Genomic DNA, 16,652 nt, shown 5'->3' on the forward strand with positions numbered 1-16,652 from the left:
GCGATCTGCGCCACCATCCCGACGACTGGGGACCCGACCTGAGCCATCGCTGGAACTTGGGGACGAGGACGGCTATAGACTCGCGCGCGGGGCCAGACGGGTCCGGCCGACGAAAACCCGTGGCGTGATGAACTCCCTCGATCTTCCCAAGGCTCCGCACGAGACGCGCGTCGTCGTCGCCATGTCCGGCGGCGTCGATTCCTCCGTGGTCGCGGGCCTCCTCAAGCGGCAGGGCTACGACGTCGTCGGGATCACGCTGCAGCTTTACGATCACGGGGCCGCCACGCATCGCAAGGGCGCCTGCTGCGCCGGCCAGGACATCCACGATGCCCGCCGCGTGGCCGAGGCGCTCGGCATTCCGCATTACGTCCTCGACTACGAGGATCGGTTTCGCGAATCGGTGATCGACCGCTTCGCCGAGAGCTATCTCGCCGGCGAGACACCGATCCCGTGCGTCGAGTGCAACCGCTCCATCAAGTTCCGCGACCTTCTCGCCACGGCGCGTGACCTCGACGCCGATGTGCTCGCCACCGGCCATTACGTGGCGAGCCGCCCCCTGGCGGCGGGCGGCCGCGGACTCTTTCGCGCGCTCGATCCGGCGCGCGACCAGAGCTATTTCCTGTACGCGACCACCGCCGAACAGCTCGACTTCCTGCGCTTTCCGCTCGGCGAGTTGCCGAAGGACGAGACCCGGCGCCTGGCCCATGAACTCGGACTCTCCGTGGCGCAGAAGCCCGACAGCCAGGACATCTGTTTCGTACCGCAGGGTCGCTACGCCGACGTGATCGCACGCCTGCGTCCCGATGCGGCGCGGGCCGGCGACATCGTCGACCGCGATGGCCGCGTCCTCGGCCGGCACGATGGGATCATCCATTACACGGTGGGCCAGCGGAAGGGCCTGCGCCTCGCGGTGGGCGAGCCGCTCTACGTGATCCGTCTCGAGCCGGACGCCGCCCGGGTGGTGGTCGGCCCGCGCACGGCTCTGGCCACGAGCCGGGTCCGCCTCACCGACCTGAACTGGCTCGGCACGACGCCACTCGCCGAAATCATCGACCTGCCGGTGGCCGTGCGCGTGCGCTCGACCCGCGAGCCGCGGCCCGCCCATCTCACCTACGACACGGCGTCCGGTCAGGCCGAAATCGTCTTGGCGACGCCCGAGGATGGCGTCTCGCCGGGGCAGGCCTGCGTGATCTATGCCGACGAGGCTCCGCGCGCACGCGTCCTCGGCGGCGGCACCATCCGGCGCATTGACGCGTTGCAGTCCGACGCGCAGGCGGCCTGATCCCGGCCGCCCGGCAGAACCCTTCACCCACAGGACGAGATCGACATGCTGAGCGAGCCGCGGGAGGCCGGTCCGAGCACCGCCCTGATGCGCAAGGCCTATGCCCGCTGGGCGCCGGTCTACGACGTCGTCTACGACAAGCTCACCGAACCGGCCGCCCGCGACGCGGTGGAAGCCGCCGTCGCGTGCGGTCCGCGGATCCTCGAGGCTGGCGTCGGCACCGGCTTGTCGCTGGGCTATTACCCGCGCACCAGCTTCGTCTGCGGGGTCGACCTGTCGGAGGATATGCTCAAGCGCGCGCGCCAGAAGGTGCTGCGCCGCGGCCTGACCCATGTCCGCGGCCTTCAGGTGATGGACGTCTGCCGCCTCGGCTATGCGGATGCGAGCTTCGACGCGGTCGTCGCGCAGTTCCTCATCACCCTCGTCCCCGACCCGGAGGCCGCACTCTCCGAGTTCCTGCGCGTGGTCCGTCCCGGTGGTGAGATCGTGCTCGCCAATCATTTCGGGCAGACCGAAGGCGCGGTGGCGAAGGTCGAGGAAATCGTCGCGCCGCTCTGCACCAAGATCGGCTGGTCGTCGGCGTTCAAATCGACGCGGATCGAAGCCTGGGCACGGGCGCACGGGGTCGAGTTCATCGGCGTCGCCCCGACCTTCCCGGGCGGATTCTTCAAGATCCTGCGGATGCGCAAGCGCGGGTGACCGGTCCCGCTTCGGCATCCAGCGACGGACCGCCCCGTCGCAGCCACCTCCGAAAAGCCTTGCGGTGGCTTCCGTTGGCCCTGCTGATCGTCGCGTCGGTGACGGTGCTGGTGTCAGGTGCCGCTCACCTGTTCAACCTCGACCGGCTCCTCGCGTCGCGCGCGTGGCTGAACGCATTGGTGGCGGAGGACCGCTTTCGGGCGATCGTGGTGGCGTATCTGGTCTATGTCGGCGCCGTGGTCGTCTCGGTACCGGCGTCCCTGTTCCTGACCATGCTGTGCGGGTTCCTGTTCGGCATCGTCCCGGGCGCCCTCGTCGCCGTGGCGGCGGCGAGTACGGGGGCGGCCATCGTCTTCTCCATCGGACGCGGGGCCGCCTCGGATCTGCTCCTGCGCCGGGCCGGGCCGCGTCTGGCCGGCCTCGCGGCGGGTTTCCGCCAGGACGCTTTCGGCTATGTCGCCTTCCTGCGTCTGCTGCCGCTGTTTCCGTTCTGGCTGACGAACCTTGCACCCGCGGCCTTCGGGGTACCGCTCCGCACGTTCGTCCTGGCAACGATCCTCGGCCTGACCCCCGGTGCCTTCGTCTATGCGGCTACGGGCGCGGCCATCGAGGACGTGGTCGCGGTCCATGAGACCGCCAAAGCCGCATGCCTGGCGGCGGGCGGCTTCGACTGCGACAACGCCCTGACCCTGCGGGCCCTGGTGACGCCCAGGATGGTGGCCGGGCTCGGAGGCCTCGCGGCCTTCGCGCTGCTCACCGTCGCCCTGCGCCGGAGGCTGTCCAAGCGCCGCGGCGCCGATGCACGCCGCGATCTCGAAGAAAGGCGCGATCTCGCCGGGCGCAGCGGTGTCTCGCCGTCGCAACCGTAGTCTCCGCGCCGAGTCGGCTCCGGTTTCGTGTGCGATATCAATCGTCGTCGTCATCATCGGACCGTCTTGATGTGATCCTAGACGGCATTCAGAGATGGTGCATACGGTGATCCCTAATCCTTGCCTTCCGCAGTCGATCTTCGGCCGTCGCGGACACGGCGCAGACTGACCCCAGCGGCGAAGAACGCGCGTCGATGACCTGCCGAGAGGCGAGATGAGTTTGACCCCACCCATGGAAGCAGAGGCGACGGATGTCGGTCCGCCGATGGCCGACGACCGCGAGGTCCGGCGCGGCCTCGCGCGCCATCTCGGCCTGTCCGGGCGTCTGTTCCTGCTCACGGTGGCGTTCGTCGCCTTGACCGAGGTGCTGATCTACGTCCCCACCGTCGCCAACTATCGTCGGATGTGGCTGTCGGACCGGATCGCGGCTGCACAGGTCGCGGCCCTCGTCCTCGATGCGGCCCCCGACCAGCATGTGTCCGAGCGCCTCGAACAGCGTCTGCTCTCGGGTGTCGGCGCCCGCGCCATCGCGGTTCGCGGCAACGGCACCCGCCGTCTGCTGGCGATCGAGACCGTGCCGGAAACGGTGGCCGACAGCATCGATCTGCGCTCGGAAGATTGGATTCGGTCCATCGGCGGCTCGGCGCGGACGCTGTTCGCCAAGGCGGATGCGCCGATCCGCGTCATCGGTCACGGGCGCGACGGTTTCGACCTCGTCGAGATTCTGCTCGATGAGGAGCCCCTGCGCGAGGCGATGATCGCCTTCTCGGTGCGCCTGCTGCTCACGTCGCTGGCGATCGCGGCCGGTGTCGCCGGTCTCGTCTTCCTCGTCCTCCAGTGCGCGATCGTCCGACCGGTGGGGCGGCTGGTGCACAACATTACGGCCTTCGCCGATAACCCCGAGGCGATCGACCGGGTGATCGTGCCGTCACGCCGCACCGACGAGATCGGCCAAGCCGAAATCGCTCTGGCGCGCATGGAGACGGCGCTCGCGCGCGAGCTGAGAGAGAAGCGGCATCTGGCCGGGCTCGGCTTGTCGGTGAGCAAGATCAATCATGAGCTGCGCAATCTCCTCACCACGGCACAGCTTCTCGGCGACAGGCTCGATGGGGTGACCGATCCCGTGGTTCAGCGCGTGGCGCCCCGCCTCGTCGCCACCCTCGATCGCGCGATCCGGTTCTGCGAGGAGACCCTGGCCTATGGCCGCGCCACGGAGCGCCACCCTCTGCGCAGACTGGTGCCGCTCGCCCCCATCGTCGCCGAGCAGGCGGACCTGTCGGGCCGGGACCGGAACTCGCCGATCGCGATCGTCGAGCGCTGCGCGCCAGACCTGAAGATCTGCGTCGATCCCGATCAGTTCTCACGGGCCCTCGCCAACATCGTCCGCAACGCGGTCCAGGCGCTCGCCACACACACGGATTCGCCCACCGTCACCATCGAAGCCACCCGCACGGGCGGTCCTGGCGCAGGGCGCGTGACCATCCTGGTCGGCGACAACGGACCCGGACTGCCGCCCCGGGCCAGGACGCACCTGTTCAGTCCGTTCAAGGGCTCGACACGGCCGGGCGGTACCGGCCTGGGGCTGGCCATCGCATCCGAACTGATCGAACTGAACAGCGGCACCGTCACCCTCGACGACACGCCGACGGGGACCCGGTTTCGCATCGTGATCCCGGATCAGACCGCCTGACGCAGCCGGCGCCGCCGGCGCCGCCGGCGCCGGCGCGCCCTACTCGGCTGCGGCCAGTGTCAATCCGGGGACCGTGATGCCGATATCGCGCAGGAGTTCGGCATCCGCATCGGTCTCGTTGTTGGCGGTGGTCAGCAAGCGCTCGCCGTAGAAGATCGAATTGGCCCCCGCCAGGAAGCAGAGGATCTGGGCCTCGCGAGTCAGATCCTTGCGGCCGGCGCTCAGGCGCACACGGGCGCGTGGCATCACGATACGGGCGGTGGCGCACATGCGGACAAGGTCGAGCGGGTCCACCGGCGGCCGCTCCTGAAGCGGCGTGCCCTCGACCGCGACCAGTGCGTTGATCGGCACGCTTTCGGGGTGCGGCGCATGGTTGGCGAGCACCTGCAGCATCGCCGCCCGGTCCTTCACGCCCTCGCCCATGCCGACGATGCCGCCGCAGCACAAGCCGATGCCGGCATCGCGGACGTTCTGCAGGGTATCGAGCCGGTCCGCGTAGGTCCGGGTCGAGATGATGTCCCCGTAGAAATCGGGCCCGGTATCGAGGTTGTGGTTGTAGGAGGTGAGCCCGGCCTCGGCGAGCCGGCCCGCCTGCGACGGGGTCAGCATGCCGAGCGTGACGCAAGCCTCCATTCCGAGGCCCCGCACGCCGCGCACCATGGCGAGCACCGCGTCGAAATCCGGACCGTCCTTGGGTTGGCGCCAGGCAGCGCCCATGCAGAAGCGGTGGGCGCCCGCTGCCTTGGCGGCAGCGGCTTCGGCCAGCACCGCATCCACCGGCATCAGCCGCTCGCGGGGCACGCCCGCCTCCTTGTGATGCGCCGATTGCGGACAATAGGCGCAATCCTCGGGGCAGCCACCGGTCTTGATCGACAGGAGGCTCGCGCGCTGGATATCAGCCGGGTCGTTATGCGCCCGATGCACCTGGGCTGCCCGGAACACGAGATCGAGCAGCGGCAGATCGTGGATCGCCTGAATCTCCGGGACGGTCCAATCGTGACGGGTCGCCGACATTCCCACGGAAGGGGTCGCGGCGGAGGGGAAGGGGGCCAGGGTCTCGCTCATGCCCCCATGAGGCGAATCTCGGGCAGAAAATCAAGCCGGGGGCGCCTTCGCCACTGGCAATCGCGCGGCAGCGCTTGGCCTTGCGCGACGATTCAGTCAGCGGCGCCGGCGCCCGTATCCATGCTCAGTTGGTCGCCTCGCCGGCCGCGACCTTCGCGGTCCAGTCATCGAACGCCACGACCTCCTGGCGCTGTTCGCCGAGCCCAGCGATACCGAGGGTGATCACGTCGCCGTTCTTGAGGAAGCGCTGCGGCTTGCGGCCCATGCCGACGCCGGGCGGGGTGCCGGTGGTGATGACGTCGCCCGGCTCCAGCATCATGAAATGCGACAGGTAGGCGACGATCTGGGCCACGTCGAAGATCATGGTCGCCGTCGAGCCGGTCTGCATCCGCTCACCGTTGACGTCGAGCCACATCGGCAGATCGTTCACATCCCCGATCTCGTCGAGGGTGACGAGCCACGGGCCGAGGGGCCCGAAGGTCGGACAGCCCTTGCCCTTTGTCCAGGTCCCGCCACGCTCGAGCTGATACTCGCGCTCCGAGAGATCGTTGCACAGGCACAGGCCCGCCACGTAGGACAACGCCTCGTTGGCATGGGCGTAGGACGCGCGCGCGCCGATCACGATGGCGAGCTCCACCTCCCAGTCGGTCTTGGCCGACCCCTTGGGCAGGATCACCCGGTCGTTGGGCCCGACGATGCACGAGGGCGCCTTGTTGAACACGATCGGCTCGGCCGGGATCGCAGCGCCGATCTCGGCGGCATGGTCGGCATAGTTCAACCCGATGGCGATGAAGTTGCGGGTGGCACCGACACAGGGACCGAGCCGGGTCTCCGCGGGAAGCAGCGGCAGCGAGACCGGATCGATGGTCCGGAGCCGCTCCAGCGCATCCCGCGCCAGGGCAGGGCCGGCAATGTCGCGCACCAGTCCCGACAGGTCGCGCAAGCCGCCCTGCGCATCGATGAGACCCGGCTTTTCGTCGCCGGTCGCTCCGTGCCGCACAAGTTTCATCGCTCGACCTTCCACCACGCCGCCATTGCCGTGCAGATCGGGCGATCCGCCCAGCGTGACAAGGCCCGAGCGCCATCGACCACGTTATCCCGGTGGGACCGATGAGCGAAGAGTCGCATAAAAGTGACAGATCGCTACGGAACGCGGACGGACACGCATTTTCCTGCCAGATGCGAAAGTTCGATCACAGACAGTTTAGCTATGAACCATTCTTTCGACTCCGCCGTGAATGCATCGGCACGAAGGACAGATTTCACCATAACCAATATACCTATGATTAATCGAAATTTAATGCTTGAAAGGCCATGGATTGCAGAGTGCCGCGGCGCCCTGCATTGTGATTGCCAAGGTGGCGGTCCGGTCAAGGCAAGCTGGACCCAATCGACCATCGTGAGCGGGGGAAACGAGTGATGAGCTGGACGATCGGGAACATCGCCCGTGCGGGCGTCGGCGTCGCAATCCTGGCGGGAAGCGCGAGTGGTGCGACCGCAGGGGCGTTCGGCATCCGCGAGCAGAGCACCCAGGCGCAGGGCGAGGCGTTCGCCGGTGCGGCTTCGGGATCGGGCGGCGTCTCGTCGATGTTCTGGAACCCGGCCGTGGTGACGATGCGTCCGGGCTGGGTCACCGAGCAGAATCTCAGCTTCATCAACCTGTCGAGCACCATCCGGACCCAACCCGGCACCAACCCGGCCTTCGCCGGCCTCGGCGACAGCGGCGATATCGGCCAAGGTGCGGTCGTGCCTGCGGGCGCCACCTCCTATCAGCTCACCGACCGGATCTGGATCGGTCTCACCACCGGCGCCCCGTTCGGCCTGGTGACGAAGCCGCGCAACACCTGGTCGGGCGAGCTCTACGGACGCTCGAACCGCATCTTCTCCCTCGCCTTCAACCCGGTGATCGGCTTCAAGGTCAACGAGTGGCTCTCGATCGCCGCCGGGCCGAACATCGAGTATTTCCGCCTGACCCTGCGTCAGGCCGTGCCGCTGCCGATCAACCCGGCCGGGCTGCCGAGCAGCTTCCTGAAGGGTGAATCCTGGGGAGTCGGCTTCACCGCGGGTGCGCTGATCACCCCGACGGCGGGCACCACCCTCGGCATCGGCTACCGCTCATCCGTGCACCACGACCTCGAAGGCTCCATCGGGGTGCCGATCCTCGCGCTGGCGCCGCTCGGCGGGCAGGTCTCCGCCAAGCTGAATACACCCGAGAAGGTCAGCGTCGGCCTGACCCAGGCGATCAGCCCGGTCGCCCGCGTGAGCCTCGGCTTCGAGTGGGATAACTGGACCCGTCTCGGCACGGTCGGCATCGTCTCGAAGACCCGCGGCGTGCCGGTGAGCTTCCTGCCTTTGGATTACAAGGACGGATTCACCTATTCCATCGGCGGCGAGTACGACTGGTCGCCGGCCCTGACGGTCCGCGCCGGCGTCGCCTACGAGGAATCCCCGATCGACACCACGAACCGCTCGGTGCGCCTGCCGGACAACGACCGGGTCAACGTCTCGGTCGGCGCGAGCTATCGCTGGAACGAGAAGCTGACGCTGAACCTCGCCTATTCGCACCTGTTCGTCGGCAAGGCCCGGATCCTGGCCGGCGCCGGTCAGGACTACAACGTCCAGAACGTCGCCTTCGCGGGCATCGCCGACGGCAGCGCCGACATCGTCTCGGTGGGTTTCCGCTACGTCTTCGGTGCGGTGGAACCCACCGCAGCCGCGCCGCTGGTGCGCAAGTACTGAGCCGATCCGCTGATGCGCCAGACACCGTCTGGAAGGCGTGTTGTCGTTACCGAGCCAACCGAGCGCGACGCCCCCGCAGGGCGTCGCGTTGTCGGTCAGGCTTTCATCCGCACGTAGGTGCCGGGTGCGGGGCCGAGCGACGGCAGGCCCGCTTCGCCGGGAACCCGAGGCGGCACCCGGGCCGGCGCCTGATGCTCCAGCCATGAGAACCAGTACGGCCACCACGAGCCCTTGGTCTCGGTGGCCGCGGCGATCCAATCCTCCAGCGTTCCGGTCACCGGGCCGCCGGTCCAAAATCCGTATTTGGGTTTGGCGGGCGGATTGACGACGCCCGCGATGTGGCCGGACCCCGCGAGCACGTAATCCACTGGACCGCCGAACTTGGTCGAGCCCTCGAACACCGACAGGGCCGGGGCGATGTGGTCCTCGCGGGTGGCGAGGTTGAAGATCGGAACCTTCACCTTCTTGAGGTCGAGCCGGATGTTGCCGAGGGTCATCCGGCCACGGGCGAGGTTGTTCTCGAGATAGCAGTTTCGCAGGTAGAACGAGTGGTTGGCCGCCGGCATCCGGGTGGCGTCGGCATTCCAGTACAGCAGGTCGAAGGGCATCGGCGTCTTGCCCTTCACGTAGTTGTTGACGACGTAGGACCAGATCAGGTCGTTGGGCCGCAGCATGTTGAAGGCGGTCGCCATGCCCGAACCGTCGAGGTAGCCGCGCTTCTTCATCCGCGCCTCGATGAGCTTGATCTGCTCCTCGTCGGCGAACACCTTGAGGTCGCCCGCATGGGTGAAATCCACCTGCGTGGTGAGGAAGGTGGCGCTCTTGATGCGCTTGTTGCCGGTGGCGGCCTGCATCGCCAGCGTCACCGCCAGCAGGGTCCCGCCGACGCAATATCCGGCGGCCGCGACCTCGCTCTCACCGGTGGCCGCACCGATGGCGTCGATGGCCGCCTCAATGCCCTCGCGCATGTAGCTCTCGAAATCCTTGTCGGCGTGGCGCTCGTCCGGGTTGACCCAGGAGATGCAGAACACCGTCAGGCCCTGGGACACCATCCAGGCGATCAGGCTCTTGGCCGGGTTGAGATCGAGGATGTAGAACTTGTTGATCCACGGCGGCACGATCAGGAACGGGCGCTTGAGCACCGTCTCGGTGGTCGGCGCGTACTGGATCAGCTCCATCAGATCGTTGCGGAACACCACCTCGCCGGGCGTGACCGCCACGTTGACGCCGACCTCGAATCCGGCCGCCGGATCGGTCTGGCGCACGCGGAGCTGACCCTTGCCGGCCTCGATGTCCTCGGCGAGCATCTTCATGCCGCGCACGAGATTGGCGCCGTTCTCCTCCAGCGTATGCCGGATCAGTTCGGGGTTGGTCATCACGAAGTTCGAAGGCGAGACCGCGCCGACGATCTGGCGCAGGTAGAACTGCGCCTTGTGCCGGGTGTGTTCATCGAGGCCCTCGGCGTTGTCGACGAGTCCTTCGGCCCAGCGTGAGGTGATGAGGTAGCTCTGCTTGATGAAGTCGAAGATCGGGTTGGTCGACCACTCCGCGTGGGCGAAGCGTGTGTCCTTGGGCTCGGGGACCGCCACCGGGGCCGCGATCTCGCCCTGCAGCCGATGCCAGGTGGTGCCCCAGAGGGTGATGAACGCCTCACTGAGCTTGGCCTGTGCCTCCATCGATTTCTTCGGGTCCGCGAGCCAGCGCTCGGCGACGGTGCCGAGCGTCCGGACCACGTCGTTGACCTCCTCGGGCGGCTCGGATTGCTGGTCCGAAGCCTCCGCATCGGCGGCGGGTTTCATGTAGACGGCGGCAGCACGCCCGAATTGCTCCACGAGCAGGCTGGCATTGCGCGACAGGGCTTCGATGTCGGGTGGCGTCGTCCGTTCGGTCGTCACGCGTGCATGTCTCCCTGATCGAGGCTCGATTTCCGGAAGCGTCGGGAAAACCCGACGACGGAGGGAGCCTCGTTTCCGACAAATTAACGCGGCATCCGGAGATTACGCCAGTCCGCATAGCAGTTTAATCGGCCGACTCACCCATGATCCGGCGCTACAAGCTCGCCCGAATGTCTATTCTCGCAACCGGTGTTGCAGTGGCGGCCGCCGGCTGTTCCGGCGACCTCAGCCCGATGCGCGCCGTCTACGGCTCGGGCGATGCCAAACCGGTCAAGGCGCCCGACTTCGTCGAGAACTCACGCAAGGATGGCGGCGACTTCATGCCTGTGGGCGTCTCGGCCCCGGCCCGTCAGATCCGCGCGAAATCGTCGGAGGGCACCAAGACGCTGGAGGCCGAGCTCGAAGGCGCCCGCGGCCGAAACGAGGCCAAGGGCCGCGCTGCGGCGAGCGCCGGCAAGGCGACCACGCCAGCCAAACCGCCGGTGCTTCCACGGCAAGAATAACGGTCGGCGTCTCGCCCGCGAGGTGGTAGAGCGGACGACCACGTCAGATTGATGACAGCTTCGCGCGAAGACGCCCGCGCGCGCCGATGGACATTGTGAAGGCCATGACCGACTTCCACCGCATCAAGCGCCTGCCCCCTTACGTCTTCGAACAGGTGAACCGGATCAAGGCCCAGGCCCGCGCGAACGGTGCCGACATCATCGACCTCGGCATGGGCAACCCGGACCTCGACGCGCCGCGCCACGTCATCGCCAAGCTGGTCGAGACCGCAGGCCGCCCCCGCACCGACCGCTATTCCTCGTCGAAGGGCATCGCGGGTCTCCGCCGCGCCCAGGCGAACTATTACAAGCGCCGTTTCGGCGTCAGCCTGAATCCCGACACGCAGGTCGTGGCGACGCTGGGGTCGAAGGAGGGCTTCGCCAACATGGCGCAGGCGATCACCGCGCCCGGCGACGTGGTGCTGGTGCCCAACCCGAGCTACCCGATCCACGCCTTCGGCTTCCTGATGGCCGGCGGCGTCATCCGCTCGGTGCCGGCGGAGCCGACCCCGGCCTTCTTCCCGGCGGTGGAAAAGGCGATGCAGCACTCGATCCCCAAGCCCGTGGCGATCGTGGTCTGCTACCCCTCGAACCCGACGGCCTATGTGGCGAGCCTCGATTTCTATCGGGACCTCGTCGCCTTTGCCAAGCGCCACGACATCATCATCCTGTCGGATCTCGCCTATGCCGAGGTCTATTTCGACGGCGAGGCGCCGCCCTCGGTGCTGCAGGTGCCCGGCGCGATCGACTGCACGGTGGAGTTCACCTCGCTGTCGAAGACCTTCTCCATGGCCGGCTGGCGCATGGGCTTCGCGGTCGGCAACGAGCGCCTGCTCGCCGCCCTCACGCGGGTGAAGTCCTACCTCGATTACGGTGCCTTCACGCCGATCCAGGTCGCCGCCACCGCTGCCCTCAACGGGCCGGAGGATTGCATCATCGAGATGCGCTCGATCTACAAGAAGCGCCGCGACGCGCTGATCGAATCCTTCGACAAGACCGGCTGGAAGATCCCCAGCCCCTCGGCCTCGATGTTCGCCTGGGTGCCGATCCCGGAGAAGTACCAGTCGCTCGGCAGTCTCGAATTCTCCAAGCTCCTGCTCGAGAAGTCGGACGTGGCGGTGGCGCCCGGTATCGGCTTTGGCGAGCACGGCGACAATTTCGTGCGCATCGCGCTCGTCGAGAACGAGCAGCGCATCCGGCAGGCGGCCCGCAACATCCGACGTTTCTTCGAGACCTCGGACCGCACCCTGCACAACGTGGTGCCGCCCACGGACGGGTCCGCCGGCGAGACGCCGTTCGCCAAAGTGGGCTGACGCGACGGCGCTTCCTCGGGCCACCGCGCATGTGGCTGCGGGGAGACACGCGGCGGCAAAGCGGCGGGCTCGGGCTCGATCCGCTTGTCACGCACGTGGTGTGTCAGCAGGGTCCGACCCTGTCCCGAGTTTTGTCCGCAGAGGATCGCATGCGCCGATTGACCCTCACCGTCGCGCTGGCGCTGGCCGCATCCGCCGGCGCCTGCGCCCCCAAGCCGATCGTCTCCCGCGACCCGGTGCCGGCACCGGCTCCCGGCGTCGGTTATGTATGTGACTCGCGTCCCTTCATCGTGGACACGTTCTACAGCACCTGCGAACCGACCCTGCGCGAGCGCGAGGCCGTCCTCCACGCCAAGGGCTGAACCGCCAGCGCTCGGCAGAGATCGCGAAACGCAGGGGCCGGGCTCACGCTCGGCCTTTTTTGTTTGTTCGACAGGATGCGGCGCAGCCGGGACCGCACGGCGCCGACATTTCCCACCAGCTGCAGCAAGAATCCCGCTCGCGCGGCACGGCGGCCACGGACAACGACGACGGAATACGTCATGATGCGGCTCGGGCGCGTCTCACCTGGATCCAGGCTGCCCGCAGGAGTTGTTTCGTGCTGCTGACACTGCGAATCGTCCTCGCCGCCGGCCTGCTCGGTCTCGGGCTCACCGGCTCTGCGACCGCGCAGATGCATTATCTCGGCGCCGATGGCCCGGTGGTGCTGCCCACCGATCTCGGCACCGGACGGCCGATTCCCGACGTTGCGCGCGCCATCCCGGTCCCGAGCGTCATGAATGGCGGCGGTTTCGGCCTCACCGGCACCGACTATTTCAGCGACGGGATCAACGAGGGCCCGCTCAACGCGCGCCACCGTCCACGCGAGTTCGTTCTGGCTCCGGCCCGGATCGGACCGCCGGACTTCCGTCGCTGACGGCTCACGTCCTGAACCGCCGGTCGAGAAACCCGGCGGTGATGAGACCGACCGCATAGGCGACGAGATTCCAAGGCGAATACACGCGCCCGATCAGGAGCTTGCCGGCCAGGGTCAGGCGGAAGGCGTCGAGCCAGGGCGCATGAACGAGGCGGAACAACTCCACCGCCATGGCGATGAGCGCCGATATTGCGAGGATGCGCCACCGCGACGCCGGCCCCACAGCGGCGACGAGACCGTAGACCATCGCGCCCCACAGCACCGAGCCGCCATATTTCACGACTCCGCCGGGGAGCCCCAGGGGCACCAGCCGCAGGGCCAGACCCACTGCGATGACGACGCCCGTGGCGGCGAGGATGGCGATCCGCGCGCGCGTTCGGTTCCTGGGTCGAGACCGCATGTCGCTCGATTGCATCGTGGGTTTCGCCGAAGGGGAGGGCCGAGCCGCCGTTTACACCACGGGGACGGCCCGGTATCACCCGTTTCCACACGCCTTGCACACGAGCCCGAAACACCAGATGCGCGCCGAGATCGAACAACTCTCGGATGCCGCCAAGCAGTCGATCGGACTGCTGAGGAGGCATCTTTGACTGGGATACCGTCGAGAAACGTCTCGCGGAGCTGAATGCGGCTTCGGAGAATCCCGACCTGTGGAACGATGCCGAGGCCGCGCAGGCCGTCATGCGGGAGCGGACGCAGCTCGATGATGCCGTCAATGCGATCAAGACGCTGTCGCAGGAACTGGACGACGCCGCGACGCTGATCGAACTCGGCGAGATGGAAGGCGATCAGGCCACCATCCTCGAGGGCGAGAATGGTGTGCGAGCCGCCGAGGCGGAAGCCGCGCGCCGGCAGATCGAGACGCTGCTCTCCGGCGAGGCCGATGGCTTCGACACCTATGTGGAGGTTCATTCGGGCGCCGGCGGCACCGAGAGCCAGGATTGGGCCAACATGCTCCAGCGCATGTATGGCCGCTGGGCCGAGCGCCGGAAGTACAAGGTCGAGATCGTCGAGTGGTCGGACGGCGACGAGGCCGGGATCAAGGGCGCCACGCTCATGGTCAAGGGCCACAACGCCTATGGCTGGCTCAAGACCGAATCCGGCGTGCACCGGCTCGTCCGCATCTCACCCTACGATTCGAGCGCGCGGCGGCACACCAGCTTCGCCTCGGTGCGGGTCTACCCGGTGATCGACGACCGTATCGTCATCGAGATCAAGGAATCCGACTGCCGCATCGACACCTACCGGTCGTCCGGCGCCGGCGGCCAGCACGTCAACACCACGGATTCGGCCGTGCGCATCACCCACAACCCCACCGGGATCGTTGTGGCGTGCCAGCAGGAGCGCTCGCAGCACAAGAACCGCGCCACCGCCTGGAACATGCTGCGCGCCCGCATGTACGAGGCGGAGCTGAAGAAGCGGGAAGAGAAGGCCAACGCCGAGAACGCCGCCAAGACCGATATCGGCTGGGGCCACCAGATCCGCAGCTACGTGCTCCAGCCCTATCAGCTGGTGAAGGACCTGCGCACCGGCGCGCAATCGACCGACCCGGACGAGGTCCTCGACGGCGCCCTCGACCCGTTCATGGAAGCCTCGCTGGCGCAGCGGGTCTATGGCGGCACCGATGTCGTCGAGGATATCGACTGAGCGTGTGAATCAGCGGGCGGCGATCAGGTCCGGCTCGATCGCCTCCGCGGCACGCAGGAACCGCTGGGGATCGACGGGTTCGCCGTCGATCCGGGTCTCGTAATGCAGGTGGTTGCCGGTCGAACGGCCGGTGGAGCCGACGCGCCCTATGATGCTGCCAGCTTCGACTCTCTGGCCCGGCACCACATCGTAGGCCGAGAGGTGGGCGTAGCGGGTGGCGAGGCCATTGCCGTGGTCGACCTCCACCATGTTGCCGTAGCCGCCGTTGTAATCCGCGATGGTGACCCGGCCCGCCGCCGTCGCCCGGGCGGGCTCGCCGCTATCGGCCCGCATGTCGATGCCCGTATGCATGGCGTAGCCACGGGTGAAGGGATCGAGCCGCGCGCCGAAGGTGCTCGACAGGTTGAGTTCGCCGGCGAGCGGCCGGCGGATCGGCAGCGTCGCGGCGACCCGGCGCAAACGCGCCTCCTCACCCACCGAACGTTGCGCCTGGGCGAGCGCGAGGCCAAACGGATCGGACGCATCGAGCGGCACCAGCGGTCCGCCGAGACCGGCCGCGCCGGCACGGTCGGCGGTCCGTCTCTCGAACCGGGACGGATCGAGACCGAGCCGCGCCACCAGGCCGCGCAAGCGCTGCGCCCCGCGGCCGGCCCGTAGCGCGATGCCGTCGACGGCGCGGGTCTGGGCCTCGGCGAGCCCATCGAGGCGCTGTTCGAGCGCGGCCACCTTGATACCGAGAACTCTGGCGGATTGGCGCCCCGTCGCGTCGGAGGCGGACTCGTCGCGGGTGCGAAGCTCCAAAGGATCGGGGGTCGGAAACGGCTTGGCACCGGACGCGGCCGGGCGTCTGCGGCCGAGTTCCTCGAGCGCGAAGTCGGACACCGGCACGTCGGCGGGCTGCACCTCGGGAAGTGGATGGGTCGCGGTATCGCCGGCCAGTGCCGCGAGTTGGGCCTGCCGGCTCTCCATCGCGGCCTGGCGCCGGACGAGTTCGGACACGCGCTGGGCCAGCCCGTCCCGCGCCGCGACCTGCTCCATCGCCGTGCGGTCGAGTTGCAGCCGCAGGGCGCCGATCCGCTCCTCGTAGCCGTACTGCATCGCGCTCTGCTGCGACACGAAGCCGGCGAGCACCTCGTCGTGGAAGACCAGGTAGTACGTCGCTGCGCCGGCCCAGATCGTCGAGAGACCGAGCGCCACGCCGACGAGGCGGCCATGGAGCCGGTCCGGAACCAGGCGGGTTCGACGCGGGGCCGGGGCCTTGCTGGAAACCTTGGCGGACCGAGAGTGTAGGGCCATCGACGCAAACCTGATCCACGTCGCAGCATCTGACGGGATCAGGGTTAATGAAGTGCCAAAATAGGCCCGATGCGATTCACCAAGCCGGTCGGGTCACGCCAGAGCCTGGGCGGCGGCCAGGACCTCTTCGGCATGGCCCGGCACCTTCACCTTGGGCCAGATCCGCGCGATTCGGCCCGCGCGGTCGATGAGGATCGTGGTGCGCTCGACACCCATGTATTTGCGCCCATACATGCTCTTCTCGACCCAGACGCCGTAGGCCTCCAGCATCGCCTTGCTCTCGTCGGAGGCGAGGGGAAAGGTCAGGCCGTATTTGGTGCGGAACTTGTCGTGGCTCTTCACCGAATCCGGCGAGACCCCGATCACGAGTGCGTCAGCCGCGGCAAAGGCCTCGCCGGCCGCGTTGAAGCCCTGCGCTTCCAGGGTACAACCGCTGGTATCGTCCTTTGGGTAGAAGTAGAGGACGACCTTACGTCCCTTGAGAGAATCGAGTCCGATCGTCTCTGCGCCGGCGCCCGGCAGGGTGAAGTCGGGCGCCTGATCTCCGGTATCGAGCGGCATCATGCCTTCCTTTCGGCCGATTGATAGTGTGCGAGTGAAGAACGCCAGAGAGCGGGCCGCCAGCCCAAGCACAGCCCGCCCGAAAGACATTCCCCACGGAACAGCCGCTCGATAACCCGAGGGGACGTTCCGATCCAG

At 67.7% G+C, this 16,652-nt stretch carries 17 protein-coding genes; 11 read left to right on the forward strand and 6 right to left on the reverse strand.

The genetic code is table 11. The features are described 5' to 3' along the window. Positions 1 to 127 precede the first annotated feature (127 nt). The 4 genes from mnmA to G3T14_RS08535 all read left to right on the forward strand — a co-directional run bounded on the left by mnmA (position 128) and on the right by G3T14_RS08535 (position 4,540). Positions 128 to 1,282, forward strand: coding sequence for a tRNA 2-thiouridine(34) synthase MnmA (gene mnmA, locus G3T14_RS08520; protein WP_163641907.1), 1,155 nt, complete (start codon positions 128 to 130; stop codon positions 1,280 to 1,282). A gap of 45 nt (positions 1,283 to 1,327) precedes the next feature. After that, positions 1,328 to 1,981, forward strand: a complete 654-nt coding sequence (locus G3T14_RS08525) for a class I SAM-dependent methyltransferase (protein ID WP_163641854.1) — start codon at positions 1,328 to 1,330, stop codon at positions 1,979 to 1,981. A gap of 59 nt (positions 1,982 to 2,040) precedes the next feature. Then, positions 2,041 to 2,850, forward strand: a complete 810-nt coding sequence (locus G3T14_RS08530) for a VTT domain-containing protein (protein ID WP_204262723.1) — start codon at positions 2,041 to 2,043, stop codon at positions 2,848 to 2,850. A 265-nt stretch (positions 2,851 to 3,115) separates the two neighbouring features. After that, a complete protein-coding gene (locus tag G3T14_RS08535; RefSeq protein WP_246733103.1) occupies positions 3,116 to 4,540 on the forward strand; it encodes a HAMP domain-containing sensor histidine kinase in 1,425 nt (474 codons plus the stop codon). Positions 4,541 to 4,579: 39 nt separating this feature from the next. Here G3T14_RS08535 and bioB read toward each other — a convergent pair whose 3' ends face one another. Both bioB and G3T14_RS08545 read right to left on the reverse strand, forming a co-directional pair. Then, the gene (bioB, locus tag G3T14_RS08540) at positions 4,580 to 5,554 is read right to left on the reverse strand and encodes a biotin synthase BioB (RefSeq protein ID WP_163641910.1); all 975 of its coding nucleotides are present in this window, start codon (positions 5,552 to 5,554) and stop codon (positions 4,580 to 4,582) included. A gap of 175 nt (positions 5,555 to 5,729) precedes the next feature. Then, the gene (locus G3T14_RS08545; RefSeq protein ID WP_163641855.1) at positions 5,730 to 6,614 is read right to left on the reverse strand and encodes a fumarylacetoacetate hydrolase family protein; all 885 of its coding nucleotides are present in this window, start codon (positions 6,612 to 6,614) and stop codon (positions 5,730 to 5,732) included. A 410-nt stretch (positions 6,615 to 7,024) separates the two neighbouring features. Here G3T14_RS08545 and G3T14_RS08550 point away from each other — a divergent pair, with 410 nt between their 5' ends. Next, positions 7,025 to 8,344 (forward strand): outer membrane protein transport protein, encoded by a 1,320-nt coding sequence (locus G3T14_RS08550; RefSeq protein ID WP_163641856.1) that lies wholly within the window; start codon positions 7,025 to 7,027, stop codon positions 8,342 to 8,344. 95 nt (positions 8,345 to 8,439) lie between these two features. Here the strand turns inward: G3T14_RS08550 and phaC are convergent, their stop codons facing one another. After that, positions 8,440 to 10,239 (reverse strand): class I poly(R)-hydroxyalkanoic acid synthase, encoded by a 1,800-nt coding sequence (gene phaC / locus G3T14_RS08555; protein ID WP_163641857.1) that lies wholly within the window; start codon positions 10,237 to 10,239, stop codon positions 8,440 to 8,442. 143 nt (positions 10,240 to 10,382) lie between these two features. On the opposite strand from phaC, the gene G3T14_RS08560 reads away from it, so the two are divergent. The 4 genes from G3T14_RS08560 (at position 10,383) to G3T14_RS08575 (ending at position 13,010) form a co-directional block, all read left to right on the forward strand. After that, complete coding sequence (locus tag G3T14_RS08560; protein WP_204262724.1) at positions 10,383 to 10,742, forward strand: hypothetical protein; 360 nt, start codon at positions 10,383 to 10,385, stop codon at positions 10,740 to 10,742. A gap of 104 nt (positions 10,743 to 10,846) precedes the next feature. Next, positions 10,847 to 12,094 carry an LL-diaminopimelate aminotransferase gene (locus G3T14_RS08565; RefSeq protein WP_163641858.1) on the forward strand — a complete coding sequence of 416 codons (1,248 nt, stop codon included), beginning with the start codon at positions 10,847 to 10,849 and terminating at the stop codon, positions 12,092 to 12,094. A 149-nt stretch (positions 12,095 to 12,243) separates the two neighbouring features. Then, complete coding sequence (locus G3T14_RS08570; RefSeq protein ID WP_163641859.1) at positions 12,244 to 12,456, forward strand: hypothetical protein; 213 nt, start codon at positions 12,244 to 12,246, stop codon at positions 12,454 to 12,456. Positions 12,457 to 12,692: 236 nt separating this feature from the next. Beyond that, on the forward strand, positions 12,693 to 13,010 hold the full coding sequence (locus G3T14_RS08575) for a hypothetical protein (RefSeq protein WP_348645237.1): 318 nt from the start codon (positions 12,693 to 12,695) through the stop codon (positions 13,008 to 13,010). 4 nt (positions 13,011 to 13,014) lie between these two features. On the opposite strand, the gene G3T14_RS08580 is transcribed toward G3T14_RS08575, so the two are convergent. Continuing rightward, positions 13,015 to 13,410, reverse strand: coding sequence for a DUF2809 domain-containing protein (locus tag G3T14_RS08580; protein WP_163641860.1), 396 nt, complete (start codon positions 13,408 to 13,410; stop codon positions 13,015 to 13,017). On the opposite strand from G3T14_RS08580, the gene G3T14_RS24690 reads away from it, so the two are divergent. Both G3T14_RS24690 and prfB read left to right on the forward strand, forming a co-directional pair. Continuing rightward, complete coding sequence (locus tag G3T14_RS24690) at positions 13,409 to 13,600, forward strand: hypothetical protein (protein WP_204262743.1); 192 nt, start codon at positions 13,409 to 13,411, stop codon at positions 13,598 to 13,600. The genes G3T14_RS08580 and G3T14_RS24690 overlap by 2 nt on opposite strands. Continuing rightward, positions 13,529 to 14,657 (forward strand): peptide chain release factor 2 gene (gene prfB / locus G3T14_RS08585; RefSeq protein WP_163641861.1). Its coding sequence is split into 2 segments (ribosomal slippage): positions 13,529 to 13,597 and positions 13,599 to 14,657, totalling 1,128 coding nucleotides; the frame shifts between segments, so codons are not numbered across the junction. Before G3T14_RS24690 ends, prfB begins: the two co-directional genes overlap by 72 nt. A 9-nt stretch (positions 14,658 to 14,666) precedes the next feature. Here prfB and G3T14_RS08590 read toward each other — a convergent pair. Together G3T14_RS08590 and G3T14_RS08595 are read right to left on the reverse strand one after the other, a co-directional pair. Continuing rightward, entirely contained in the window at positions 14,667 to 15,953 is a 1,287-nt protein-coding gene (locus tag G3T14_RS08590; protein WP_163641862.1) for a M23 family metallopeptidase, read from the reverse strand. Between the two features lie 93 nt (positions 15,954 to 16,046). Next, positions 16,047 to 16,514: a peroxiredoxin gene (locus G3T14_RS08595; protein WP_163641913.1), complete on the reverse strand. Its 468-nt coding sequence runs from the start codon at positions 16,512 to 16,514 to the stop codon at positions 16,047 to 16,049. Positions 16,515 to 16,652: the final 138 nt, after the last annotated feature.

Source organism: Methylobacterium sp. BTF04, assembly GCF_010692745.1.
In the GTDB taxonomy this organism is placed as follows: domain Bacteria; phylum Pseudomonadota; class Alphaproteobacteria; order Rhizobiales; family Beijerinckiaceae; genus Methylobacterium.